Consider the following 22858-nt stretch of genomic DNA (forward strand, 5'->3'; position numbering starts at 1 on the left):
TCAATAAAGGCGCTTTAGTTTAGTCAGCATGATGTTGACCCAGCGGGAGCGCGAGATCATCGCGCTGCTGCGCCGAGACCCGCTGGCCGGGCCGCAGGCGATCGCCGACGCCCTCGGCAGCACCCGGGCCGCGGTGAACGTGCACCTGTCCAACCTGGGCAAGAAGGGCGCCATCCTCGGCCGCGGCTACATCCTCCGCGAGGAGAACGCCGTGGTGGTCGTCGGCGGGGCCAACGTCGATGTGAAGGTACGCAGTCTCGCCCCCGTACGGCAGCGGACCAGCAACCCGGGGCGGGCCGGCACCACCGCGGGCGGTGTGGGCCGCAACATCGCGGAGAACCTGGCGCGGCTGGGCACCCCGACCCATCTGATCGCCGCCGTCGGCCGGGACGCGGCGGGCGAGCGGCTCCTCGCCGAGACCGCGGCGGCCGGGGTGCGCCTCGACCACGTGCACCGCAGCGCCCACCCGACAGGGACATACACGGCGGTCCTCGACGCCGACGGAGACCTGGTCGTGGCGGTCGCCGACATGGCGGCCACCGAAGCTCTGGCGCCCGAGGACCTGCACCCGGCCCGCGAGCTGATCGCCCACGCCGACATGCTGGTCCTGGACGGCAATCTGCCCGCCGAGCTGCTGGCCCACGCGATGGACATGGCGCAGCCCGCCGCCATACCGGTGGTGATCGACCCGGTCAGCGCCCCCAAGGCGGCCCTGCTCGGGCCGCTGCTCACCGCTCGCCGCCCGGTCTTCGCCCTGACACCGAACCTCGACGAACTGCGCGCCCTCCTCGGGCACCCCATCGGCGACAGCGAGGCCGACGTGACGGCCGCCGCCGACACGCTGCACACCCGCGGGGTTCGCCATGTGTGGGTACGGCTCGGGGCGCGCGGCAGCGTGCTGAGCACCGCGGGCGAGGAGGCGACCTTGCTGCCCGCGCCGCCCGCCGAGGTCGTCGACGTCACCGGCGCCGGGGACGCGATGCTCGCCGCGTTCGTCCACGCCCTGCTGGCCGGAGGCGACCCGGTGGACGCCGCCCGCTACGGACACGCGGCCGCGGCCCTGACGGTGCAGAGCCCGGCGACGGTGCGCCCCGACCTGACCCCGCGTCTGATCGAGGACGCGCTGACCGACCCGACCGAACCGAACGACCTGAACGATCCGATGCGGAGCCAGAGATGACCACGCCCACCCCCGCCCCGACCCCCGCGACCCCCGTCCCGCACCCGCGTCTCGTGCTGACCGACGAGGTCCGCGAGGCGCTGCGCGACGGGCGTCCCGTCGTGGCGCTGGAGTCGACGATCATCAGCCACGGCATGCCGTACCCGCAGAACGTGCAGATGGCCGTGGAAGTCGAGCAGATCATCCGCGACGGCGGCGCCGTCCCCGCGACGATCGCCGTCCTGCACGGCCGTCCCCACATCGGGCTGACCCAGGCGGACCTGGAACTCCTCGCGACGGCGCCGGACGTCACCAAGGCCAGCGTCCGCGACCTCGCTTACGTCATCGCGCGGGGCACTCACGGCGCGACGACCGTCGCCGCGACCATGCGGCTGGCCGCGCTCGCCGGAATCCGTACCTTCGTCACCGGAGGCATCGGCGGTGTGCACCGTGGCGCGCCGACGACGTTCGACATCAGCGCCGACCTGACGGAACTGGCCGCGACCGGCGTCGCGGTGATCAGCGCGGGCGTCAAGAGCATCCTCGACATCGGCCTGACCCTGGAGACGCTGGAGACCCTCGGCGTGCCGGTTCTGACCTACGGCACGGACGAGTTCCCGGCGTTCTACTCGCGCCGCAGCGGCTTCACCTCGCCCATGCGCGTGGACTCGCCCGCCGAGATCGCCGCCGTGATGCACGCCCGCTGGGATCTCGGCATCCCCGGCGGCGTCAGCATCGCCAACCCGGTGCCCGAGGACGAGGAGGTCCCGGCCGAGCGCATGGACGGCGTCATCGCCCAGGCCCTGGCCGAGATGGACAAGGCCGGCATCACCGGCAAGGACACCACCCCCTACCTCCTCGGCCGGATCGTGGAGCTCACCGGCGGCGAGAGCCTGCGCACCAACATCGCGCTGGTCAAGAACAACGCCCGGCTCGGTGCGCGCATCGCCGTCGAGTACGCCAAGCTCGGCTGAGACCGCGCCGCGGCTCACAGACTCCACAGCGCCGCCACCAGCGGCCGCCGCAGATCCGCCCGCCGTACGCACAGCCCGATCGGGAACGGCTCCGGCGGCGGATCTGCGGGAACCACCGCCAGCCGGTCCCGCACCGCACTGTGCTCCAGTACGAGCCGCGGGACCACGCCCGTGCCGCAGCCCAGGGCGACAAGCGTCAACAGCCCCTCGTGGCCGTCCGGTTCACAGGCCACCTCCGGTCGCATGCCGCGGGTGCGGAACCAGCGGTCGGCGGCCTCGCGGACGAGCCCGCGATGGGGAAGGACGAACGGGCCGTCGAGACCGGGGTCCGGGCGGTCCCGTGCGGTGACAAGGACCAGTTCGGTGACCGCGACGGTACGGCTCACCAGTCCCTCCGGCAGCCGCGCCGGGATCCCTGCCACGGCCACGTCGACCTCGCCCTCGTCGAGCCGGGCCAGTGCGGCCGCCGCGTCACCGGTGCGCAGGTCGAGCAGGACCTGGGGGTGGGCGGTCCGGAAGGGGGTCAACAGGTCGGGCAGCAGCGCCTGGCAGGCGGTCACCGTGGCGAACACCGCCAGTCGGCCGGTGAGTTGGGCCGGATCGGGATGCTCCTCGCGGTAGGAGCGCCACAACTCCAGTGCCTGCACGGCGTATTCGCGAAAGCGGTGCCCCTCCGCAGTCAGCGACACGCCGCGCGGCCCGCGCTCGAACAGCCGGTGCCCGAGATCGGTCTCCAGGCGCTGCACCGTGCGGGTCAGCGTCGCCGGGCTGACATGGCAGTCGAGGCTCGTCCGCCCGAAGTTCAGCGTCTGCGCCAGATGCAGAAAAAGACGCAGCTCCCGATGGTCGTCCCGCACCCGTGACCTCGCTCTTTCACTTCGCGCAACACTCCGCTGCACATGTTGCGCTTGCTGCAACGAACTCCCGGAGCCTACAACTCGACCATGACCTCCACCGCGTACACCTCCCGCGTGTTCCCTCTCGAAACGATGCACGTGCCCGGCGGCACCGAGACCATCCTGCGCGGCGGCCGGCACCTCTTCCCGCTGCTGCCGCAGGCCTTCGCCGGCGTCGGCCGCATCGGCGTCATCGGCTGGGGCCCGCAGGGCCGCGCCCAGGCCCTCAACCTGCGCGACTCGCTCGCCGGTACAGACATTCAAGTGGCCGTCGGACTGCGCCCGGGCTCCGCGTCGGCCGCCGACGCCCGCGCCCACGGCTTCACGGAGGAGAACGGCACACTCGGCGACTGGCTCGCCGTCACAGCCGAAAGCGACCTGCTGATCCTCCTGATCGCGGACGCCGCCCTCGCCGCCCACCACCAGCAGATCTTCGCCGCCCTCAAGCCCGGCGCCGTGATCGGCCTCTCGCACGGCTTCCTGCTCGGCCATCTCCGGGAAACCGGCGGGGAGTTCCCGTCCGGACACGGAGTGATCGCCGTGTGCCCCAAGGGCATGGGCGACTCCGTGCGCCGCCTGTACCAGCAGGGCGAGCAGATCAACGGCGCAGGAATCAACAGCAGTTACGCCGTCCACGCCGACCCCGACGGTCGTGCCGTCGACCTCGCGCTCGGCTGGTCGGTCGCGCTCGGATCGCCGTACACCTTCCGCACCACGCTCGACAGCGAGTACCACTCCGACATCGTCGGCGAACGAGCCATCCTGCTCGGCGCCGTGCACGGCATCGTCGAGAGCCTCTACACCCGCGCCCGCCTCGACGGCCACAGCCCCGTCAGCGCGTACGAGAAGACCTGCGAGAACATCACCGGACCGATCGCCCGCACCATCTCGCACAGTGGGCTCCGGGCCGTGCGAGAGGGCCTCGACCCGGCCGGCCGGGACGTCTTCGACCGCGCGTACACCGCGACGTACGCGCCCGCCCGAGAGATCGTCGCCGAGATCTACGACGAGGTCGCCGACGGCACCGAGCTGCGCAGCGTGATCCTCGCCGAACGGCGGCTCGGCAGCCGCCCGATGAGCGAGATCGGCGGCTCACCCATGTGGTCGGCCGGCGACGAGGTGCACGCCCGGCGCGGCGAACGCGACCTGCCGGTCGACCCGTTCACCGCGGGCGTCTTCGTCGCCACCATGACCGCCCAGATCGACGAGTTCGCCGAACGCGGCCACCCCTGGTCGGAGATCGTCAACGAGTCCGTCATCGAGGCCGTCGACTCCCTGCTGCCCTACATGCACGCCCGCAACGTCGCCCACATGGTCGACAACTGCTCCCGCACGGCCCGTCTCGGCGCCCGCCGCTGGGGCCCCCGCTTCCAGTCGGCCTACGAGCAGATCGCCTACCCGGCCGCCGAGCGCCCTGCGGACGAAGCCCTGTTGACGGCCTTCGACACCCACCCCGTCCACGAGGCGCTGGCCGCGGCGGCGAAACTGCGGCCGTCCGTGGACATCTCAGTCTCCTGAGGTCGTTGTCAGTGGCGGCGGTTAGCCTGCGGGCATGATCGAGACGACCGGCGACGACCGCCGCTTTCCGCCCGCCCTGGCCGCCGTGGCCGAGGTGGCGTTCGACTACGACGACGGCGAGGGCATCGACTTCGAGCCCTACAACGCCTTCGACTCCGCGGAGGAGACCACCGACTGGATCCGTCACTGGACCGGCAACCACGAGCTGGACGGCGACGCCTACCGGGTCTTCGGACAGGACGGCACCGGAGGCCTCGTCGCCCTCTGGTGCGTGCGGCCCGGTCGGCCACTCGCGGAACAGCCCGTGGTGTTCCTGGGGTCGGAGGGGGAGCGGGGTGTCGTCGCCGGAAACCTTTCCGACTTCCTGTGGGTGCTGGCCGACGGCCTGGGCCCGATGGAGGTCATCGAGTACGAGCAGCGCGAGGCCCGCCCGAACCCGACGCTGGCCGAACTGGCCGACAGGCACGCCGGCACCCCGCGCCGGACCGCCCGGGAGATCATCGCCGAGGCGCAGGCCGAGTTCCCGGCCTTCTCCGAGGACCTGGACGAGCTCTGCCGTTGACGCAGCCGATCAGATGTCGGCCGCCTGGAGGTACTGTGCCACCCCGTGCCCGAGCGACCAGTCGGCCGACCCGTTCTCGGTCACGGTGACGAAGACGTTCCGCGGCTCGGTCCCCGCGTAGGCCTGCGCCAGTTCGGCGATCCGCCGGTACAACGCCTGCTTCTGAGCAGCCGTGCGGCCGGAGCGCATGGTGATCGCGACATAGACGATGCCGTGGTCGCGCTGCACGCCGAGGTAACTGCCGTACCGCAGCGTGCTGTTGGTGCCGTCGTGGCCGACCAGGATCTGGAAGTGGTCGTCGGCGGGAATGCCGAGCGTCTCCACCAAAGCCTCGTGCACGGCTTGGCCGAGCGCGTCGAGGCGTGTGGCGTCGGCTCCCAGTGCGTCGATACGGACCAGAGGCATCGGCGGTGGTCCTCCTTTCCGCTCAGCGCCACTCGACGGCGAACGCCCGGCCGGGGTTCTCCGTGAGGACGCGATTGACGAGTTCCTCACCCAGTTCCAGCGCGAGCCGCGGCCGCACTCCGCCCAGCAGATACGGCATCCCCGGACCGCCGTCGACCGACCGCGCCCCGGCCACCACCGTGTCCCCGCCGAGCAGCAGCCGGTGCCCGAAACCCGCCTCGGTGAGGGCCCGGACCGCGACCGGCATGCGCCAGTCCGTGGCGTGATGGGCGCGGGACGGGCCGTCGAAAGCCAGCCAGCAGCCCGCCTCGGCGGCCTGCCGCTGGACCACAAGGTCGGGGGAGCGGTTGAGGTGGCCGAGGATCACCCGCTCCGGCGGGACACCCAACTCGCCGCACAGCAGGTCCAGTACGTCGAGCGCACCCGTGCCCATCTCCAGGTGGACGGCGATGGGTGCCCCCGTCGCGTGGTGGGCCTCGGCCGCCGCGGTCATGGTCCAGCGGGCGTGCGCGTCGAGCGCATGGAAGCCGCCGGCCACCTTGACGAGCCCGGCGCGGACGCCCGACGTGCCGATGCCGTCGGTGAGTTCGGAGACGAACACGTCGGCAAGCCTGCCGCGCAGCTTCTTGAGCAACTCCGGTGCGTAGTGAGCGGCTTGGTGCAGTCCGGTCGCGCAGACCACGTGCACGCCGGCTGCCCGGGACAGCAGGGGCAGGTCGGCGGCCCGACGCCCCATCCCCAGAGGCGTCCACTGCACGACGCTCGCCCCGCCCGCCGCACGGAACGCCTCCAACTCGGCCCGCGCGGCTGAGGCGTCGCTCAGCTCCTGGCCGGGCAGTTGCGGGCTGCTGAGGAAGAGATGGTCGTGCGCGTCGCACACACCCAGGTCCTCGGGCCGCACGTCCCCCAGCACCGTGCGGACGCTGCTCACCACTGCCGCCCGCACGGCAACTCGTCACGCCCCGGCGCCGACATGTGCAGCACCTCGAACACGTCGCCCTCGGCCTTCGGCGTGTCGTGCTCCCACAGCGAGAAGTGGACGAGCTCCCAGCGGCTCGAGTCCACGGCCGCCGCCGCGAGCACCGCGCCGTCCTCGCCGGCCAGCCGCGCGGTCTCCCGCGCCGCGTCCGCCATGACGTCGGCCAACACCACGCCCTCGGGCACCGGTTGACGCCGCCGCACCGCGAACCGCGCCGGTGAGCCGGGGGCGCCGCCCTCCTCGTACGCCAGGCCCGTCCACTGCCGGACCGACGGTCGCCCGAAGTCGTTGCTGAGCCCCTGGAAGGCGCCGCCCCACAGGAAGGTGTTCATGCCCTCCATGGTGTTCCACAGGTAGAACGGCGCGTACTGGTTGACCGGCGAGCCATTCACCCCGCGCTCGCGCAGGAGGAACGTCTTGAAGCCGAGGCCCTGCCAGTCGTCCAGCAGATGCCCGATGCGGGCGACCCGGCCGCGGATGATGCCAGTGTCGTAGTCGGCGGGCAGGGTCAGCTCGTACTGCATGGCGTGCATCGGGTGCCTCCTCAGGCGGGGTAGTCCTCGAGGCCTACGTGCGCGTCCCACTCCGCGGTGGTGCCGTCTTCGGCGGCCTCGACGACCGCGAGATGCGTCATGAAGGTGCGCGGCCCGGCGCCGTGCCAGTGCCACTCGTCCGGCTCGATCCACACGGTGTCGCCCGCGCGGATCAACTCCGGTGCACCGCCCTTGCGTTGTACGAGACCCTCGCCCTCCAGGACGTGCAGCACCTGACCGTGCGGATGGCGGTGCCAGGCGGTGTGGGCGCCGGGTGTGAAGTGGACGTTGAACATGCGCAGCCGGGACGGTGCCGCGGGCGCGGCTATCTCGTCGAGCCACACCGAGCCGGTGAAGTTCTCCGCCGGGCCCTGCCGGGTGTCGGGGCGCTTCCTGGTGATGTGCACAGACCTGAACTCCTAACGCGGGGCGAGAAGGGAGAGCAGCCCTCGGACGCCGGCGTCGAAGGCGGTGGGGGAGCCGGAGGCGCGGGCGAGGACATAACCGCCCTGGACGGTGGCGAGGACGGTCGCGGCGATCTCCTCGCCGTCCAGCGAGGGCGCGAACTGGCCCTGCTCCTTGCCCTCTTCGACGATCCCGGCGATCTGCTCGCGGATCGCGTCGAGCGTCTCGTCGACCGGTGCGCGCAGCTCGTCGCTGGCGATGACGTCCGGATCCATCGTGAGCCGCCCGACGGGGCAGCCGCGCAGCACGTCACGCTCGCGCAGCAGATAGGCCTCGATGCGCTCGTACGGCGTTCCCGGCCCGCCCAGTACTCCCTCGGCGGTGGCCCGCAACTCCTCGGCCGTCCGCCGGATCGCCGCCAGCGCGAGATCCGGCTTGCCCTTGAAGTGGTGGTACATGCTGCCCTGTCCGGCGCCCGATCGCTCCAGGATCGCCTTGGGGCTGGTGCCCACGTAACCGCGCTCCCACAGCAGCTCACGGGTGGACTCGATCAGCCGGTCCGAGGTGCTCTCCGAGGTGCTCATGAACCTACTGTACATACTAGTAGTTACAGAAGTCGAGCCCTTTGGGAGCAGCGGACCCGACCCCGTGTACTCCCCGGGAGGTACGCGCACTGCCGCTGGCCGTACGACGACCCGGACCCCTCCCCGGCGGGAGTCTCGAGCCATCACCACAAGACGCACCACAGACCGTTCAGGAGATGACCCGAGATGCAGACCCTCGCAGACTGGCACGGCGGCCCCGGCCCGTGGATCCTCTTCTTCCCGCTGATCTGGGCGGCCGTCGTGATCGGCGTCGTGACCGTCCTGCGCCGCACCGTGTGGCGCGGTCGCGGCGGCCCGTGGCGGGCCATGGGGGACACCCGCCCCTCCGGCGACTCACCCCTCGCAGTCCTCGGTCGTCGCTTCGCCTCCGGTGAGATCGACGAGGACGAGTACTGGCGCCGACTGTCCGTGCTGGACGAGCAGTTCGGCCGCACCAAGGGCGGTGCGGCGTGACCACCACGACCGCCGTCCGCACGGCCGCCCGGGTCGTCGACGCCGTGAAGGTGTACGGCCGCGGCGACACCGAGGTGAGGGCCCTGGACGGGGTGAGCGTCGACTTCCCGGTCGGCCGCTTCACCGCGATCATGGGACCCTCGGGCTCCGGAAAGTCCACCCTGATGCACTGCGCGGCGGGCCTCGACACACTCAGCTCGGGCACCGCGTACATCGGTGACACCGACCTCGGCGGGCTCGACGACCGCCGGCTCACCCTGCTGCGCCGCGACCGCCTCGGCTTCGTCTTCCAGGCGTTCAACCTGGTGCCGACGCTGAGCGTCGCGGAGAACATCACGCTGCCCCTGGACCTCGCGGGCGGCAAGGGCGACCCGGAGTGGATCGAGGCGCTCATCGACGTCGTCGGCCTGCGCGACCGCCTCCACCACCGGCCCTCAGAACTCTCCGGCGGGCAGCAGCAACGCGTCGCCGTGGCACGGGCGTTCGCCGGGCAGCCCGACGTCGTCTTCGCCGACGAGCCCACCGGCAACCTCGATTCCCGCTCCGGCGAGGAGGTCCTCGGCCTGCTCGGCCGCGCGGTGCGCCAGACCTCCCGCACCGTCGTCATGGTCACCCACGACCCGGTCGCCGCAGCCCACGCCGACGAGGTCGTCTTCCTCGCCGACGGACGCCTGGTCGACCGCATGGAATCCCCGACCGCCGACAAGGTCCTGGACCGCATGAAAGCCCTCGAGGTGCCGTCATGAACGCCTCCGTACGCCTGAGCGTGTCCTCCCTGCGCGCCCACAAGCGGCGCTTCGCCGGCACCTTTCTCGCCGTCTTCCTCGGCGTCGCCTTCCTGGCCGGCACCCTCGTCATGGGCGACACGCTGCGCGCCAGCTTCGACTCGATGTTCGGCAACGCGACCAGTGGCACGGGCGCCGTGGTGCGCAGCGCCGATGCCATCACCACACCGGGCGAGAGCCAGGGCGTGCGCCAGCCGGTCGACACGGCCCTGGTGAACACCCTCGAACAGGTGCCTGGAGTCGCGGCCGCGGCACCCGACATCGAGGGCGCCGGCCAGCTCGTCGGCAAGAACGGCAAGCCCATCGGCGGCAAGGGCCCGCCCACCCTCGCCGGCAACTGGATCACCGACGCCAGGCTCAACCCCTACCAGCTCGCCGAGGGCCGCGCCCCGCAGAGGGCCGGCGAGGTCGTCGTCAACCGCGGCGCCGCCAAGAAGGGCAACCCGAAGATCGGCGACACCACCACCCTCCGAACCCCCGATCCGGTCAAGGTGACCATCGTGGGCCTTGCGACCTTCGGCGGCGAGGACGGCATGGCGCAGGTGACCTTCACCGGCATGACCCGCGCCGACGCCGAGAAGTACCTCACCGCCCGCCCCGGCGAGGCGGCGAGCATCAAGGTGCGGGCGGGCCCCGGCGTCAGCGAGAAGAAACTCGTCGACCGCCTGACTCCCGTACTCCCCAAGGGAGTCGAGGCCATCACCGGTCAGGCGTCGGCCCAGGAGAACACCGACATGATCTCCAGCCAGTTCCTGACCATCTTCACCACCTTCCTTCTCGTCTTCTCCGGCATCGCCCTCCTCGTCGCGACCTTCTCCATCCACAACACCTTCGCGATCGTCGTCGCCCAACGCACTCGGGAGAACGCCCTGTTGCGCGCCCTCGGTGCCTCCCGCCGACAGGTCACCGCAACGACCCTGATCGAGGCCACCGCCGTCGCCGTGACCGCCTCGGTGGCGGGCCTCGCGGGCGGCATCGGCATCGCCGCCGGACTTCAGGCCCTGTTCCCGGCGATCGGATTCCCCTTCCCCGACGGCAACCTGGTCATCAGCGCCCTGTCCATGACGCTTCCGCTCGCGGTCGGCATCGTGGTCTGCCTGGGCTCCGCGCTGCTGCCCGCAGCCCGCGCCGGCCGCACCGCCCCGCTGGCCGCACTGCGCGAGACGGCCGTCGACACCTCCGGCGCCTCCCGCACCCGCGCCGTCACCGGCATGGGCCTCGCCGCCCTCGCCGTCGCCAGCACGCTCAGCGGGGTCCTGGTCTCACCGTCCCTCTGGATGGCGGGACTTGGCGCCGTCCTTGCCCTGGTGGCGTTCGTCGTCCTCGGCCCGGTGGCCTCGACCACGGCTGTACGCATCCTCGGCGGCCCGCTCGACAAACTCCGCGGCGTCACCGGCGGTCTCGCCCGCCGCAACGCCCTGCGCAGCCCCAAGCGGACGGCCGCCACCGCCAGCGCCCTGATGATCGGCGTAGCCGTCGTCTCTCTCTTCACCGTCTTCGGCGCCTCACTGAAGGCCACCATGAACCAGACCGTGTCCCGGTCCTTCGCCGGCGACGTCGCCGTCAGCACACCGTCCTTCGGCGCGGGCGGCAGCGGCCTCAGCCCCCGGCTCGCCGGCGCGATACAGCAACTCCCCGAGGTCCACACTGCCGTGGGCCTGGGCCGCGGAGTGGCGAAAGTCGACGGCAAGGGACGGGCGTTGACCGTCACCGACCCCGTCGCCCTGGAGCGCACCTTCGACCTCGGCAAGGTCGACGGTTCACTCCGCGCCCTCGGCACCGACGGCATCGCCATCACCAGGGCGGAAGCCGACAAACAGCACCTGTCCACCGGCAGCCGGGCGCGACTCAGCTTCACCGACGGCAAGAAGCAGACCTTCACCGTCCGAGCGGTCTACGGCCAGTCCGAACTCGCCGGCGACTACGTCATCACGCGCGCTGCCTGGGCCCCGCACCGCACCCAGGACTCCGACAGCCTGGTCGCCGTCTCCTTCAAGGGCGGCGTGAGCACGGACGCGGGCAAGGCCGCGGTGCAGAAGGTCGCCGACCGGTACGGCAACCCCGAGGTGCAGACCCGCAGCGAGTACGCGCAGTCCTCGGCCGGTGGCATCGACATGATGCTGACCCTCGTCTACGCCCTGCTCGCCCTGGCGGTCCTCATCGCGCTGCTCGGCATCGCCAACACCCTGACCCTGGCGATCCACGAACGCACCCGCGAACTGGGCCTGCTCAGGGCCGTCGGCCAGACCCGTCCCCAACTGCGGGCCATGGTCCGCTGGGAGTCGGTGCTCGTCGCCGCCTTCGGCACGGCCGGCGGCCTCGGCCTGGGCGCCTTCCTCGGCTGGGTGCTGGTCAAGGCCTCGGACGGCGCCAGCGACAGCGCCTTCGCCTTTGCGATTCCGCCCACGCAACTGGTGATCGTGGCCCTGGTGGGCCTGGCAGCCGGCGCCCTCGCAGGCCTGCGCCCGGCCCGCCGGGCGGCCCGCCTGGACGTCCTGCGCGCCATCGCCACCGAGTGACCGACGCCCGGCTACAAGGTCGTCGAGCCGCCCTGCCCAACGGCACTTCGGCGGCCGGCCGGCTCCACGGCATGGGCCCTCCAACGCCCACTGCACCGCCGGACACCGGCTGAGGCGCCCCCGGAGGCGACCGACCCAAAATCACCGCCCGGTCAGCCGGCAACGGCGGACCGGGCGGGAGCGTGCGTGGACCTGTGGCCGTCGGCCGCGTGCTCGACCTCCACGAGCCGGCGGGCCGGCTTGTCGGCCGTACGGCGTGGAGGGCGGGCCGGCGCCGCCACCGGAGCGGGCGTGGTGGGCAGTGCGAACCAGACGACCTTGCCCGAGTCGCCGTCGGGGCGCGCCCCCCAGCTCTCGCTCACCGCGGCCACCATGGCCAGCCCGCGCCCGGTGGTGGCGGAGGCTTCCACGTCCCGCACCTCGGGCAGGCGGGGGTCGTGATCGCGTACGGAGACCATGAGCCGGTCCAGCACCAGCTCTATCTCGACGGTGCACAGCTTGTCGGGCTGGGCGTGCAGGTGGACGTTGGTCAACAGCTCCGTCACACCGAGCGCGGCCCGGTCGATGAGGGGGTCGAGATGCCAGTAGCGCAACTGCGCAGAGACGATTCTGCGGACCTGGCCGATCCGCGACGGCAGGGCTTGCAGCTCTACCGTGCAGTGCCTGCTTGGGTGACTGATCACGGCTGCGACTCCCCGACTTAAGAGGTCCGGAAGAACACGGAGTACGGATCCAGCAGGTGCCTGAGGGCCTGGCCACCTGCCGTCGTGCCCGGCGGGCTGGTTCGCAGCGTTATCGCCGGTAAACCCAGAGTGACGTGAGAACAGCGTGACCCAGGGGGCGTGGGACCGCAACTCGCGATCGGCTCCGCCGACCGTGCGGGTGCGAGCCCGCCGCCGCCCTGAGGGCTCTGTCAGCCGCCGCGCCCCGCCGCTTTGCGTACGGCCTCGATGAAGCGGCGTGCCGCGGGCGGCCCCGGCTCGCCCGGCGCCGGGTCGTGATCGCCCAGGGTCAGCAGGTACCGCTTGCCGTTGAGGTCCGCGAGCGCCCGGTCCTCCGCGGAGAACCAGGGCTTGGAGGCGCGCACCGCCTGCACCGGCGCGCTGTCGATCTCGGTGCCGTAACTGGTGAGCAGCGCAAGTCTGCCGTCGCTGATCCGGACCTGCCCGGCCCGGGTGAGCGAACGCAGCCGTTTGCCGATCCGCACGCCCGTCGCCGTGAACTCCGGCTCCGCCATGCCGCCCGCCCCCTTGTGGCCGTCCGGTGCGCTGGACCCTGCTCCTCCGTGGGCGTGTCCAGCTCGTGTCGTGATCCAGTGTGCGCCCCCGTTCGGTGCAGTCTGCCTGCACCCGACGGCGAGCACCAGTACGCACGACACGCTCGGAGTGAGCGCCCGGAGCACTCGCGCGAATGCGCCCCCACCTTCGCCCGCCCTTTGGCCCCAGGGTGTTCTTTGGGGTGCTCAAAGGTGCGTTTATGCAGGTGAGAAGCGTGCGGAAGGTGTTTATGATCGATGCGTCGGCCGCGCGACGCGCCGTCGGCGCACAGCCTAAGGAGCACCCGTCGTGAGCACCTCCCAGCAGACCCGGACCGGCAAGACCCTCGATGTCGACCACAGTGACGCCGCCTACCGTGACTGGCTGAAAGAAGCCGTCCGCAAGGTCCAGGCCGATGCCAACCGCTCGGCCGACACGCATCTGCTCCGCTTCCCGCTGCCCGAGAAATGGGGGATCGACCTGTACCTGAAGGACGAGTCGACCCACCCGACCGGCAGCCTCAAGCACCGGCTCGCCCGCTCGCTCTTCCTCTACGGACTGTGCAACGGCTGGATCCGGCCGGGCCGCCCGGTGATCGAGGCGTCCAGCGGCTCGACGGCCGTCTCCGAGGCGTACTTCGCCAAGCTGATCGGCGTGCCCTTCATCGCCGTCATGCCGCGCACGACGAGCGCGGAGAAGTGCCGCCTCATCGAGTTCCACGGTGGGCAGTGCCACTTCGTGGACGACTCGCGCAAAATGTACGAGGAGTCGGCGCGCCTTGCGGTGGAGACGGGCGGCCATTACATGGACCAGTTCACCTACGCCGAACGGGCCACGGACTGGCGCGGCAACAACAACATCGCCGAATCCATCTTCCGTCAGCTGGAGTTGGAGCGGTTCCCGGAGCCCGCGTGGATCGTGGCCACGGCGGGCACCGGCGGCACCTCGGCGACCCTCGCGCGCTACGTCCACTACACCCAGCGCGACACCCGCATCTGTGTGGCCGATCCGGAGAACTCCTGTTTCTTCGAGGGCTGGACCACCGGCGATCCGGACGTCACCAGTGACTGCGGCTCGCGCATCGAGGGCATCGGCCGTCCCCGTATGGAGCCGAGCTTCGTGCCCGGCGCCGTCGACCGGATGATGAAGGTTCCCGACGCGGCCACCGTCGCCGCCGTACGGGCGCTGGAGCAGGCCATCGGCCGCAAGGCGGGGGGCTCGACGGGCACCGGACTGTGGAGCGCGCTGAAGATCGTCGCCGAGATGGTGGCCGAGGGGCGGAAGGGGAGCGTGGTGACGCTGCTGTGCGATCCGGGCGACCGCTACCTGGACAAGTACTACTCCGACGCGTGGCTCTCCGAGCAGGGGCTGGACATCGAGCCTTACTCTGCGGCGATCGACTCCCTGCTGGAGACGGGCGTCTGGCCCTGCTGAGCGAAATCCCCAAGCGGATTCGGCCGCGCCCCTGAGGGGCGCGGGGCTGTGTCGATATGCGGCTCCGCCGCGTGGGCGCGACCAGCCACGACGGACCCGCAGTCCACCGACGGCCAATCGCGGCGCTTCCCGCGGAGCGCCTAGCGCGCGAGCCGCCGGTCCAGCGAGATCACCGCATCACGGAAAGCCCGCCCGAGCCCCGCCCGTGCCGCCTTCACCACGAACCGGAACAGCGCCGTCCCGTCCGCGCCGAAGGTCCACTGCACGCGCGTGCCCGTCCCGGCCGGTATCAACCGCCACTCCTCGGCGAGGGCGCGGGCGCCTGGTGCGTTGGTGACGTCGACCCGGTAGGCGTACACCTCCGCCTCCTTCGCCGCGATGACCGTCTCCCGGAAGCGCCCGCCTCCCTTGAGCCGGATGTCGCGCCCGGCACCGTCGTCGAGGGATCGTGCATGTGTCACGGCCGCGAACCATTCCGCCCACCCGGGCACATCGTCGTTGAGGGCGTGGAAGACCGCCTCGGGTGCCGCGGAGATCTCCTGAGCGAAGACCAGACGCACGGGGGCGGTGTCGACGAAGTCGAGCCCGACGGGACGCAGACGGTGGGCCATGAACGCGAACCCCCTTGACGGAGAAGGGCGGTTGACCGGGGCGACGTCACGATAGCTGGCGACCCGTCAGATGTCAGCAGCGCCCGGAGGGATCAGCTCTCCGGCTCGCCCACCACGACCAGCCGACGCAGATGCTCGGAGATCTCCTCGCGCGCGTCGCCCGCCAGGCCCGCGTCCGTCACCAGCGTGTCGACCTGCTCCAGCGCCGCGAACGAACTCAGGCCCACCACACCCCACTTGGTGTGGTCGGCGACCACCACCACCCGCCGCGCCGACTGCACCAGGCGCCGGTTGGTCTCGGCCTCCGCGAGGTTCGGCGTCGACAGGCCGGCCTCGAGCGATATGCCGTGCACACCGAGGAACAGCACGTCGAAGTGGAGTGCCGCGATCGCCTGGTCGGCCACCGGCCCCACCAGCGAGTCGGAGGGCGTGCGCACCCCGCCGGTCAGCACCACCGTGGCCGCACCCTGCCGGGGGCCGGAGGTGCGCTGCGCCGCATGGAAGACGTCGGCCACCCGCACCGAGTTCGTCACGACGGTCAGATCCGGCACCTCCAGCAGATGGTGGGCCAGCGCATACGTCGTCGTACCGCCCGACAGCGCGATCGCGGTACCCGGCGCCACCAGCTGGGCCGCCGAGCGCGCGATGTCCTCCTTGGCCGTGAGCTCCAGACCCGACTTGGCCTCGAAGCCCGGCTCGTGCGTGCTCGCCTCGACGACCGGCACCGCGCCGCCGTGCACCTTCTCCAGCACGCCCTGGCGGGCCAGCGCGTCCAGGTCGCGGCGCACCGTCATGTCCGACACGCCGAGCTTGCGGGTCAGCTCGTTCACGCGAACCCCGCCCCGGCGCCGGACCTCGTCCAGAATCAGGGCGCGCCGCTGCTCCGCGAGGAGGTTCTGATTCTCGCTCACGTACGCTCCGGTCCTTTCGCCTGGGGCCGTCCGACACGCCCTGCACACCTGCTCCGACAAGGACATTCTCCCCTGTCCCGGTGCGCGGACGTCCCATCCTTGCACGGGTGGGCCCCCAGGACGCCACCTGCCCGACGCGCACATGTCACCAATGCCCCTTCTGTTACCCGCAGATCACCCGGATCGGGGAGATTCCGTGTTCAGGGGTGTACGCCCCCGCCCGAGCGGAGATCCTTGTGCCCGCACGGACACAAGAAGACGGCGCGTCACGGGGGAAGTGCGAACAGTGGAACGTGCACAGGAACGTGTCCCGACCAGCGGCCCCATCCCGGGTCCCGAGGGGTCCGCAACCGCCCTGGAGCTCCTGGTCCACGGCGTGGGCGGCACCACACCCCAGGAGATGCTCAATGATCCGCGCACGGTGCGGATCACCGGCGACGACACGGCGGCCGTCTTCCGGCGCGCCGAGGACGTCGACGCGGAGAGCAGACCCGAGGACTACCGCGGCCGACCGGTGCCGGAGGCGTACGTCTGGTGCAATCTCACCTCCGGCAACAGCGCACGGGCCCTGTGGCTGCTGCTCCTGCCGTTCATGGTGGTCAACCTCGCCCACTGGATGCGGCCCACCGCGCGCGGCCACCGGCAGACGGTCCGCCTGTACGGGCTGCTCGTACGGCTGGCGGCCCTGACGTTGACGGTGCTGCTGGTCGCGGCCGCCTGCGAGGTCGCCCTGGACCTGGCGGCCTGGCAGTGCGCGGGCACGCGCGCGTGCGCGGAGCGGCACTCCTGGCTCGGCTTCCTGTCGCCCGAGGTGTCGCACAACGGCTGGTGGAGCAGGCCCGGACGCCGGCTCGCCGTCGCGGCCCTGGTGCCCGCCGCGCTCACCGGCCTGCTGTGGTACCTCTCCCACCGCACCTGGAGCGCGTACGAGTCCCAGCAGCCCATCGACCGCCGGCCCGAATCCGACGAGGAGACCGGCCGCACCGCGCTGGACCGGCCCGGCTTCTGGTACGGCCGTCGACTGGTCGCCCGGCTGCGCGCCGCCCACACCGCGGCGGGCCTGCTGACGGTCGCCGCGGCGGTCGCGTCCTCCGCGGCACGCTTCGACGGCAGATCAGGCGGCCCGGCGGCACTCGACCTCGCGGGCGAGATCCTGGAGGTGGCGCTCGTCGCCACCGCCGCGGTCGTGGTGTGGGTGGTCTGTCGCCGCGGGCGCAGCGAGAACCGCCTCGACCAGGAGCTGGACGAGCGCCTCGTACGACGCCTGCCGCTGACCGCCCTCCTCCTGCTGCTGCTCTCCGCGGTGTACGCCGGTTGGGAGCGCCCGGGCTGGCAGTCGGGCGGCCTGCTGGCCGGCGGCGGCACCACCTTCGGCGCTCTCGCCCTGGTCCAGGGCTTACTGGTGATCGCCCTCGCGGTGGTCGCCCACCTGCTGTACCGCAGCCACCCCGACACCCGCACCGTGCTGCGCGGCCAGGGCGGACCCGCCGTCGCGATGCTGGCCTGCGCCCTGGGCGGGGTGATGTCCGGTGGCCTCTCCCAGCGGGTGTCCGACTGGCTGGACGGCACCGGCGCCTCGATCGACGGCCCGCCGGTACTGCTGACCTGGCAGGCGTCCGTGATCCCCGTACTGCTCCTCGTCCTGCTCGTCTTCTGCGCCGGGCTGGGCCGGCGGGCCTGGCTGCTGCGCCGCACCGAACTGGGCACCGTCGAGCTCGACTACCCCGGCGAACCCAAGGACACGGCGCGCACCCGCCGCATCGCCACCACCCGCGCGCTGGCCGCACTCACCGACCGCGGTCCCCTGGTCGTCGCCGTCACCTCCGCCACGACCCTGCTGCTGGGCGCCGGAGCCCTCCTCGGCGCAAAGAACACCGAACAGGCGCCGGGCGAGGCCGCGCAACACGCCTTCGCCTTCGTGCACGGCGCGGCACAGACCGCCCAGGCTCTGGGCTCCTGGCTGATCGGCCTGGGCTTCATACTCTTCGTCACCTGGGGCAGGCGCGCCTACAAGGACGCCTCCGCGCGGCGCACCATCGGCATCCTGTGGGACGTCGGCACCTTCTGGCCACGAGCCGCCCACCCCTTCGCCCCGCCCTGCTACGCCGAGCGCGCGGTACCCGACCTGACCTGGCGGATGGCCACCTGGACGCGGGCCACGGGCGGCCGCCTCGTGCTCTCCGGGCACTCCCAGGGCAGCGTGCTCGCGGCCGCCGCGGCGTGGCAGCTGAAGCCGTCCGTCCGCAGGAGGGTCGCCCTGCTGACCTACGGCTCCCCGCTCGAGCGCCTCTACGGCCGCTGGTTCCCGGCCCACTTCGGCCCCGCCGCCCTCAGTTCCCTGCACCACGACGTCGACTGCTGGCGCAACCTGTACCGGCTCACCGACCCCATCGGCGGCCCGGTCCGGCTGTCCGGCGACTGCGGCCCCGAGGTGGACCGCGCACCCCTGAAGGACCCTCTCGCCTACGGCCGCACCGCCCAGCACCCGCTGCCGGCCCCGATCCTGGGCCACGGCGACTACCAGGCCGACCCGGCCTTCGCCGAGGAGCGGGAACGGCTGCTGGCCCGGCTGCGCTCGGAGGTACCAGCTCCACGCCCCGAGACACGGTCTCAGGGGGTGTCGGGAAGATCCTCGGCGTAGAGCAGGGTCAGATCGTCCGTGCTCGGCTCGTCGACCTGCGCGACCCGGCCCGCATGCCGCTCGACCATCGCCTCGAAGGTCTGGCGGGCGGTCCGGCCGTTGCCGAACGCCGGGCCCTTCGGGATCGCCGTGAAGTACTTCAGCAGCGCGTCCGCGGTGCCCGGCGCCAGCCGGTACTCGTGCTCGTCGGCCTGCTGCTCGACGATCCGCAGCAGTTCGTCGGGCTCGTAGTCGCTGAAGGTGATGGTCCGTGAGAAACGGGACGCCACACCGGGGTTGACCGAGAGGAACCGCTCCATCTCGGCCGTGTAGCCCGCGACGATCACCACGACCGCGTCCCGGTGGTCCTCCATCAGCTTCACCAGCGTGTCGATGGCCTCCTTGCCGAAGTCCCGGCCCGAGTCCTCCGGTGACAGCGCGTACGCCTCGTCGATGAACAGCACACCGCCGCGCGCCCTGTCGAAGGCCTCCTGGGTGCGGATCGCCGTCGAGCCGATGTGTTCGCCGACCAGGTCGACCCGTGACACCTCGACCAGATGCCCCTTCTCCAGCACGCCGAGCGAGGCGAGGATCTCGCCGTAGAGGCGGGCCACGGTCGTCTTGCCGGTGCCGGGGGAGCCGGTGAAGACCAGATGCCGCTTGACCGAGGCCGCCTTGAGGCCCGCCTGCTGCCGGCGCCGGCCCACCTCGATCATGTCGGTCAGCGCCCGCACCTCGCGCTTGACGCTCTCCAGGCCCACCAGCGCGTCGAGTTCACCCAGCACGGCCTTCGACGTCCGCGCCGACTGCTCGGGCTGCGAGGGCTGCGCGGCGGCAACCAGGGGCTCCTGCTCGGTGGTGCGCTGCCCGGGGATCGCGCCCAGCAGCCCGGGCGAGTGTGCGGCCGTCTGTACGACGGTCTCCCGGGCCGCGGGCGGCCTGAGGCCCGAGCTCTCGTCGCTGGTGCAGTCCTCGACAACGGGGCCCGAACCGGGGGCCGCGTCGCCGCCCTCCGCGAACTCGTACCCACCGCGCGCGCACCGCTCCGTGCGGCACTTGCGCAGTGTCGTACGGCTGCCGTCGATCACATGGAAGCCGTAGCCGCCGCTGCCCGTCACCCGGCAGCCCACGAAGCTGCCGCGGCCGCCCGCCGACACGTAGAAGCCCGCCTCGGCGGGGGAGTCGATCGTGCAGCGCTCGATGGTGGGGTCCGCGCCCTTGGTGACGATCACGCCGGTCTGGGTGGCGTCGATGGTGCAGTTGCTCAGGGTTCCGCCGCTGCCGTGGTCGCGGAACCAGGCACCCGTCGCGGCGTCCCGGATGCGGCAGTCGTCGAGTTGCGCGGTCGCGCCGTCGCTCACCGAGACGGCGGTGTTGCGGACCTGGGACAGGTCGCTGTCGACGACGTCCGCGCGCGAGCCGCGGTCCAGGACGAACAGGGCGTCCGGCACGTCGTGCACCCGGCAGGACTCCAGCACCGCGGTGGCGCCGTCGCTGACCCACACCGCCGGGTAGTCGCCCGTGCTGTCGAAGATCTCGCACTGGTTGGCGTCCACGCGCGTGCCCGGATCCCACACCGACAGGCCGTTGCGCCCGAACTGACGCACCGTCGTCCGGGTCAGGGTGAGCACCGAGCGCGAGCGCAGATCGACCGCGTTCTCCGGGATGTCGTGGATGCGGCAGTCGGCCAGGGTGAGCACCGCGTCCGTGTCGAGCGTGACACCGTCCGCGGTGGTGCGGTGCACATCGCAGTCCGTGAGGTGCGCGGTGGCCCGGCCGGTGACCTGGACGCCGCTGCCCCGGACCTCGTACACCTCGCAACCCACCGCTTCCAGCGCGGAGTTCTCCCCGGTCGCCGACAGCCCCGCCCCCGAAGCGTGATGGATCCGGCAGCGCTCGAGGCGCGGGTGTGCTCCGCCGCGGACCGCGACCCCCGACTGACCGGCGGCCACGACCTCGCACTCCTCGAACACCCCGCCTCCGCCGTCGAGTACGGCGATACCGATGCCGGCCGGATTGTCCACGGTGCACCGCCGCACGGTCGGACGCGCGCCTGCGCGCACCTCTATGCCGGCCGCGGAGCGGGTGATGATCCGAACGTCCAGCAGTTCCGGTGTGCCCTCCTCGACCAGCAGGGCGGGCACCGAAGCGTCCTGCCCCTCCACGTGCAGGTCCTGGACCACGGCGGAGGCACGCACGGTCAGCGGCACCCCGTCCACCGGTGCGATCCGCACCGAACCGGCAGAGCCCTCGGGCCCACGGAGGGTCACCGACCGCTGGACGACGAGGTTTTCCCGGTAGGTGCCGGGTGCGACGGTGAGGACGTCACCGTCGGCGGCGGCCTCCAGGGCGGCGGCGAGCGATGCGTACTCACCCGTGCGGCGTCGCCACCGCGATGTGCCGGTGTGCGTCACCTGGACCGTGCCCTGTGCCATGGCGTTGCTGTGCCCCCACCTCGTGGTACGCGGGTTGATGCCGATTGCGTTCGGCCGGTCCACCGTAGCGTGCGCGCGGGCGGTGGGTTGACCAGAGCCGTAAGGCCGTCAGCTGCCCGTCCCGGTCCTGCCCCAGTCCGGGCCCGCCCGGTCCCAGGCCTGGTCCCAACGGGCGTACCGGCGACGGACCATGCGCCAGACGATCAGCCGCCTGCCGCCCTCGACGGCACCCGCGGTGAGCATGGCGGCACCGAACCCGGCGAGCACTGCGTGGGTCGTCGCCGTCGTGGAGTCCAGCGGACGGGCCACTATCTGGCCGTGCAGGTCCGTCCATATCTTGAAGTGGTCGCCGGGGTTCGGGGACTTGAGCTCCGCCAGGGCCGCGCCGTGGTGGCCGGAGCCGTCCGGTGCGGTCCAGTCGGCGATGACGCGGCTGCGCAGGTCCCGCGCCGAGGACGTCTCGGGGTCGGTGTCCAGTGGGGAGCGGTCCAGTTTGCGCACCACGGTGGCCGTCACCAGGTGGCGGGCCGTGCGCTGGTCCCGGACGGACTGCTGCAGGGCGTCCCGGGCGATGCCGCCGACGAGAGAACCGATCACGGGCGCGACGGCCAGGATCAGCAGCAGCGCCACCAGCGCCACCCACGCCTCGATCAGATCGCTCGTGCGCCGCAGCGGATTGTGCCGCCAGCGCCAGAGGCCGCCGATTGCTCGCACTGTCCCGCACCCCCTTCCCGCTCCGTGATAACCCCCGGTGGAGCCGTTCACCCGCGGGCCCGGTCAAAGAGAGATCGAAATCACCTGTCACCGGGGCCTCTCATGAACTTCTCACGAAAACTCAACGCCGAGGCCCCCGCCCATGGTTCCCGCACTCCGGTCCTTGTCCGGATCTTTCTTCGCGGACCGCCTCGCAGCCGCCGACCGCTCCGCGAGCTATGCGAGGACCGTCACCGGATCGCCGACGCGGATCGCGCCGGGGGAGAGGGGAACCAGGTTCTGGCCGAAGGCCAGCTTGCCGTCGATGCGGCGGTGGCGTCCCAGCGTGGCCAGTGGTTCCTTGCCCCGCACAGCGGTGCCCTGGTCGGTGGTGGTCACCACGCAGCGCCCGCACATCTTGGCGATGCGGAAGGTGACCTCGCCGATCGCGATGCGGGACCAGTCGTCCTCGGCCCAGGCCGCGGTGCCGGCCACGACCACGTTCGGCCGGAAGCGGTTCATCGGCAGCGGCCCCTCGCCCGGGCGAGCACCTTGGGCGATCAGGGAGTTGAGAGCCTCGAGGGAGGCGACCGTGGTGAGCAGAAGTGGGTAGCCGTCGGCGAAGCTGACTGTCTCGCCCGGCCGTGCGTACTCCGGGTCCACGGGCCGGCGCGTGGCCGGGTCGTCCATGTGCACGAGGCGCACACCGGTGCCGAGATACGCGCTGCACCAGGCGTGCGCGGCCGTCTCCGCGGCGAGAACCCCCTCTACCTTGTCGCCGAAGATCTCCACCGGCACCGTGCCGACCGGACGGGGCACCGGAACGGACAGTGGGTCCATGCCCGGCGCGGACAGACGAACGCCGCCGCCGGGCACGAGCTCGGCGGCGGCAAGCGCAAGGCGCGGCTGCTGACGTTGTGTGACGACCTTTCCCCCGTCGTCGATCAGCACCCAGCGCCGGTCTCCGGCCAGCCCCCAGGGCTCCACGACGGCTTCCCGGGGCGCAAGGCCCCGGAACGCCTTCACCGGATGCACGTGAATCGACTGCAGCAGCGCGTTCCCCATCAGGCCATCCTGCCAGGCGGCAGTGACAGCCGGGGAGGAC

At 71.9% G+C, this 22858-nt stretch carries 22 protein-coding genes; 9 read left to right on the forward strand and 13 right to left on the reverse strand.

What is annotated here, in order from left to right; translation table 11 throughout:
• Nucleotides 1-28 precede the first annotated feature (28 nt).
• Nucleotides 29-1180 carry a carbohydrate kinase gene (locus IH68_RS0145905; protein ID WP_030948967.1) on the forward strand — a complete coding sequence of 384 codons (1152 nt, stop codon included), beginning with the start codon at nt 29-31 and terminating at the stop codon, nt 1178-1180.
• Entirely contained in the window at nt 1177-2133 is a 957-nt protein-coding gene (locus IH68_RS0145910; RefSeq protein ID WP_051834077.1) for a pseudouridine-5'-phosphate glycosidase, read from the forward strand. The genes IH68_RS0145905 and IH68_RS0145910 overlap by 4 nt, the downstream gene beginning before the upstream one ends.
• 14 nt (nt 2134-2147) lie before the next feature.
• Here the strand turns inward: IH68_RS0145910 and ilvY are convergent, their stop codons facing one another.
• Nucleotides 2148-2990 carry an HTH-type transcriptional activator IlvY gene (ilvY, locus tag IH68_RS0145915; RefSeq protein WP_030948974.1) on the reverse strand — a complete coding sequence of 281 codons (843 nt, stop codon included), beginning with the start codon at nt 2988-2990 and terminating at the stop codon, nt 2148-2150.
• An 87-nt stretch (nt 2991-3077) separates the two neighbouring features.
• Between ilvY and IH68_RS0145920 the strand changes: the two genes are divergently transcribed.
• Nucleotides 3078-4547, forward strand: a complete 1470-nt coding sequence (locus tag IH68_RS0145920; protein ID WP_030948976.1) for a ketol-acid reductoisomerase — start codon at nt 3078-3080, stop codon at nt 4545-4547.
• A 34-nt stretch (nt 4548-4581) separates the two neighbouring features.
• A complete protein-coding gene (locus tag IH68_RS0145925) occupies nt 4582-5109 on the forward strand; it encodes a hypothetical protein (RefSeq protein ID WP_030948978.1) in 528 nt (175 codons plus the stop codon).
• A gap of 9 nt (nt 5110-5118) precedes the next feature.
• On the opposite strand, the gene IH68_RS0145930 is transcribed toward IH68_RS0145925, so the two are convergent.
• From IH68_RS0145930 to IH68_RS0145950, 5 genes are read right to left on the reverse strand one after another with little or no spacing between them, the layout of a single operon-like run.
• Nucleotides 5119-5514: a tautomerase family protein gene (locus IH68_RS0145930; protein WP_030948981.1), complete on the reverse strand. Its 396-nt coding sequence runs from the start codon at nt 5512-5514 to the stop codon at nt 5119-5121.
• A 22-nt stretch (nt 5515-5536) separates the two neighbouring features.
• Complete coding sequence (locus IH68_RS0145935; protein ID WP_030948983.1) at nt 5537-6445, reverse strand: phosphotriesterase family protein; 909 nt, start codon at nt 6443-6445, stop codon at nt 5537-5539.
• Nucleotides 6442-7026: a DUF4865 family protein gene (locus IH68_RS0145940; protein WP_030948985.1), complete on the reverse strand. Its 585-nt coding sequence runs from the start codon at nt 7024-7026 to the stop codon at nt 6442-6444. The genes IH68_RS0145935 and IH68_RS0145940 overlap by 4 nt, the downstream gene beginning before the upstream one ends.
• 11 nt (nt 7027-7037) lie before the next feature.
• Entirely contained in the window at nt 7038-7433 is a 396-nt protein-coding gene (locus IH68_RS0145945) for a cupin domain-containing protein (protein WP_030948987.1), read from the reverse strand.
• A gap of 12 nt (nt 7434-7445) precedes the next feature.
• Nucleotides 7446-8030: a TetR/AcrR family transcriptional regulator gene (locus IH68_RS0145950; RefSeq protein WP_030948991.1), complete on the reverse strand. Its 585-nt coding sequence runs from the start codon at nt 8028-8030 to the stop codon at nt 7446-7448.
• 171 nt (nt 8031-8201) lie between these two features.
• Here IH68_RS0145950 and IH68_RS0145955 point away from each other — a divergent pair, with 171 nt between their 5' ends.
• The 3 genes from IH68_RS0145955 to IH68_RS0145965 are packed head-to-tail and all read left to right on the forward strand — an operon-like array spanning nt 8202 to nt 11793.
• On the forward strand, nt 8202-8489 hold the full coding sequence (locus tag IH68_RS0145955) for an SHOCT domain-containing protein (RefSeq protein WP_030948994.1): 288 nt from the start codon (nt 8202-8204) through the stop codon (nt 8487-8489).
• Nucleotides 8486-9235: an ABC transporter ATP-binding protein gene (locus tag IH68_RS0145960; RefSeq protein WP_030948997.1), complete on the forward strand. Its 750-nt coding sequence runs from the start codon at nt 8486-8488 to the stop codon at nt 9233-9235. Before IH68_RS0145955 ends, IH68_RS0145960 begins: the two co-directional genes overlap by 4 nt.
• Nucleotides 9232-11793, forward strand: a complete 2562-nt coding sequence (locus IH68_RS0145965) for an ABC transporter permease (protein ID WP_030949000.1) — start codon at nt 9232-9234, stop codon at nt 11791-11793. Before IH68_RS0145960 ends, IH68_RS0145965 begins: the two co-directional genes overlap by 4 nt.
• Before the next feature lie 152 nt (nt 11794-11945).
• Here IH68_RS0145965 and IH68_RS0145970 read toward each other — a convergent pair whose 3' ends face one another.
• Nucleotides 11946-12476, reverse strand: coding sequence for an ATP-binding protein (locus IH68_RS0145970; RefSeq protein WP_078912913.1), 531 nt, complete (start codon nt 12474-12476; stop codon nt 11946-11948).
• Between the two features lie 230 nt (nt 12477-12706).
• A complete protein-coding gene (locus tag IH68_RS0145975) occupies nt 12707-13030 on the reverse strand; it encodes a hypothetical protein (protein WP_030949005.1) in 324 nt (107 codons plus the stop codon).
• Between the two features lie 328 nt (nt 13031-13358).
• On the opposite strand from IH68_RS0145975, the gene IH68_RS0145980 reads away from it, so the two are divergent.
• Nucleotides 13359-14483, forward strand: coding sequence for a PLP-dependent cysteine synthase family protein (locus IH68_RS0145980; protein ID WP_030949008.1), 1125 nt, complete (start codon nt 13359-13361; stop codon nt 14481-14483).
• Between the two features lie 140 nt (nt 14484-14623).
• Here the strand turns inward: IH68_RS0145980 and IH68_RS0145985 are convergent, their stop codons facing one another.
• Nucleotides 14624-15094 (reverse strand): SRPBCC family protein, encoded by a 471-nt coding sequence (locus IH68_RS0145985; protein WP_030949011.1) that lies wholly within the window; start codon nt 15092-15094, stop codon nt 14624-14626.
• A gap of 92 nt (nt 15095-15186) precedes the next feature.
• On the reverse strand, nt 15187-16005 hold the full coding sequence (locus IH68_RS0145990; RefSeq protein WP_030949014.1) for a DeoR/GlpR family DNA-binding transcription regulator: 819 nt from the start codon (nt 16003-16005) through the stop codon (nt 15187-15189).
• A gap of 286 nt (nt 16006-16291) precedes the next feature.
• Here IH68_RS0145990 and IH68_RS0145995 point away from each other — a divergent pair, with 286 nt between their 5' ends.
• The gene (locus IH68_RS0145995; RefSeq protein WP_030949017.1) at nt 16292-18646 is read left to right on the forward strand and encodes a hypothetical protein; all 2355 of its coding nucleotides are present in this window, start codon (nt 16292-16294) and stop codon (nt 18644-18646) included.
• Here the strand turns inward: IH68_RS0145995 and IH68_RS0146000 are convergent.
• The 3 genes from IH68_RS0146000 to IH68_RS0146010 all read right to left on the reverse strand — a co-directional run bounded on the left by IH68_RS0146000 (nt 18616) and on the right by IH68_RS0146010 (nt 22818).
• Nucleotides 18616-21060, reverse strand: a complete 2445-nt coding sequence (locus IH68_RS0146000; protein ID WP_030949020.1) for a right-handed parallel beta-helix repeat-containing protein — start codon at nt 21058-21060, stop codon at nt 18616-18618. The genes IH68_RS0145995 and IH68_RS0146000 overlap by 31 nt on opposite strands.
• Before the next feature lie 108 nt (nt 21061-21168).
• Complete coding sequence (locus tag IH68_RS0146005) at nt 21169-21774, reverse strand: hypothetical protein (protein ID WP_030949021.1); 606 nt, start codon at nt 21772-21774, stop codon at nt 21169-21171.
• 216 nt (nt 21775-21990) lie between these two features.
• A complete protein-coding gene (locus IH68_RS0146010; RefSeq protein ID WP_030949022.1) occupies nt 21991-22818 on the reverse strand; it encodes an MOSC domain-containing protein in 828 nt (275 codons plus the stop codon).
• Between the last annotated feature and the right edge of the window lie 40 nt (nt 22819-22858).

Source organism: Streptomyces sp. NRRL S-646 (genome assembly GCF_000720765.1).
Lineage (GTDB): Bacteria > Actinomycetota > Actinomycetes > Streptomycetales > Streptomycetaceae > Streptomyces.

Excerpts from the sequence above, each read along its gene's own strand:
- IH68_RS0145905 (WP_030948967.1), top strand. The coding sequence starts at position 29 with ATGATGTTGACCCAGCGGGAGCGCGAGATCATCGCGCTGCTGCGCCGA.
- IH68_RS0145910 (WP_051834077.1), top strand. The coding sequence starts at position 1,177 with ATGACCACGCCCACCCCCGCCCCGACCCCCGCGACCCCCGTCCCGCAC.
- IH68_RS0145920 (WP_030948976.1), top strand. The coding sequence starts at position 3,078 with ATGACCTCCACCGCGTACACCTCCCGCGTGTTCCCTCTCGAAACGATG.
- IH68_RS0145925 (WP_030948978.1), top strand. The coding sequence starts at position 4,582 with ATGATCGAGACGACCGGCGACGACCGCCGCTTTCCGCCCGCCCTGGCC.
- IH68_RS0145930 (WP_030948981.1), bottom strand. The coding sequence starts at position 5,514 with ATGCCTCTGGTCCGTATCGACGCACTGGGAGCCGACGCCACACGCCTC.
- IH68_RS0145940 (WP_030948985.1), bottom strand. The coding sequence starts at position 7,026 with ATGCACGCCATGCAGTACGAGCTGACCCTGCCCGCCGACTACGACACT.
- IH68_RS0145950 (WP_030948991.1), bottom strand. The coding sequence starts at position 8,030 with ATGTACAGTAGGTTCATGAGCACCTCGGAGAGCACCTCGGACCGGCTG.
- IH68_RS0145955 (WP_030948994.1), top strand. The coding sequence starts at position 8,202 with ATGCAGACCCTCGCAGACTGGCACGGCGGCCCCGGCCCGTGGATCCTC.
- IH68_RS0145965 (WP_030949000.1), top strand. The coding sequence starts at position 9,232 with ATGAACGCCTCCGTACGCCTGAGCGTGTCCTCCCTGCGCGCCCACAAG.
- IH68_RS0145975 (WP_030949005.1), bottom strand. The coding sequence starts at position 13,030 with ATGGCGGAGCCGGAGTTCACGGCGACGGGCGTGCGGATCGGCAAACGG.
- IH68_RS0145985 (WP_030949011.1), bottom strand. The coding sequence starts at position 15,094 with ATGGCCCACCGTCTGCGTCCCGTCGGGCTCGACTTCGTCGACACCGCC.
- IH68_RS0146000 (WP_030949020.1), bottom strand. The coding sequence starts at position 21,060 with ATGGCACAGGGCACGGTCCAGGTGACGCACACCGGCACATCGCGGTGG.
- IH68_RS0146010 (WP_030949022.1), bottom strand. The coding sequence starts at position 22,818 with ATGGGGAACGCGCTGCTGCAGTCGATTCACGTGCATCCGGTGAAGGCG.